The sequence below is a fragment of the Psychrobacter sp. 1U2 genome (assembly GCF_051847575.1).
On sequence record NZ_JBPYDC010000153.1, the window covers coordinates 1 to 1,593 of the forward strand.

Here is a 1,593-nt window from a genome sequence, read left to right on the forward strand (position 1 = left end):
CGCTGGGGTTACCCCTGTCGTTACCGGCTCAGAAGCCATTAAGGTACAAGCGCCTACTGACACGATGGTTGTTCGCGTTAACCCATTATTAGATCCTAGGCTGGCGTCCTCGCAAGTAAGCCAGCAATATAGTTACGACGGTCTGAGTGCCTTGAATTTTACAGCGGAGAATAATGGTGGCGGTAATGTCAGTATTGTGCTCGCCAATGAGGCCATTCCAGTTGATGTACAGCGCCAAGGTAACAAGCTATTAGTACGTATGACTGGTAGCACCGTGCCTCGAAATTTATTACGTCGTTTAAATATTAACAGTGGTCTTGTAGATAGTGTTGATACCAAAAATCAAGGTCAAAGCGGTGTTATTACGATTAACATGACTGGTGACTATGAGTATCAAGCGTATCAGTCAGGCAATCAGCTAAATATCAGTATTAGCAAACCTGAATTATTGCGTGAACCGACGCTTGAAGAAAAGGTCTATAGTGGTGAAGCACTATCTATGGAGTTTCAAGACGTTGAGATTCGTAGCGTACTAGATATCTTAGCGCAGTTTACTGATATGAACATTGTTGCTAGTGACTCCGTTAGTGGCAATATTACACTCCGTCTTATCAATGTGCCGTGGGATCAAGCCCTAGATATTATTCTAAAAAGCAAAAACTTAGATAAGCGTGAAAATGGTAACGTTATACTGATTGCACCTTCAATTGAGCTTGCAGCACAAGAAGCGCAAGAGCTTGAAGCTCAGCAAGCCGTCGAATCCTATGCGCCATTACGCACTGAGTATATACGTTTGAGCTATGCTAAAGCTCAAGATGTGTTCAACCTTATCTCTCAGGGCAGTGGTCCGTCTGGCGGTAGCTCAAACAGTAGTCGCGTAGAAGATAGCAATAGCCTATTGTCCAATCGCGGTACGGTAACGATTGATGAACGTACCAATACGTTAATCGTCAAAGATGTGGCTGATAGTATTGAAAATATTCATAGGCTTATTAGCAAAATCGATATTCCAGTACGTCAAGTGATGATCGAAGCGCGTATTGTGAGTGCCTCTGATAGTTTTAGTAAAGAGATCGGTGTACGCTGGGGTATCTTATCCAATGGTGCAGCCAATAACCGCAACCTACTGGTCGGTGGTAGTAATCAAACCTTGTGGGATTTAAAAGATTTTGATGTTGAGACAACAACAGTCAATGGTCAGACCGTCTCTTATCCTTCCTACGATATCAGTCGTCCTGACAATCTAAACGTTGATTTGGGTGTGGCGAATCCTGCGGGAAGTATTGCTTTTGGTCTACTGGCTATGTCAGATATCATGCTAGATCTAGAGCTGTCAGCATTACAAGCAGACAACCGCGGTGAAGTTATTTCTACTCCTAAGATCTTAACCGCTGATAAACAAACCGCCAAGGTTTCATCTGGTACACAAATTCCTTATCAAGAAGCATCAGCTAGTGGAGCCACCTCTACCAGCTTTAAAGAAGCAGCGTTGAGCTTGGAGGCAACCCCAAATATTACACCTGATGGTAAGATTGGCCTACAGTTAATGATTACCAATGGCACGCCAACTATCATCAATAATCAAGTTGCTAT

The 1,593-nt window shown here is 43.3% G+C and carries 1 protein-coding gene; it reads left to right on the forward strand.

The genetic code is table 11. From position 1 onward, the window contains the following. On the forward strand, positions 1-1,593 hold a 1,593-nt coding region (locus ACS8FD_RS14020), incomplete at both ends, for a type IV pilus secretin PilQ (protein WP_439276321.1).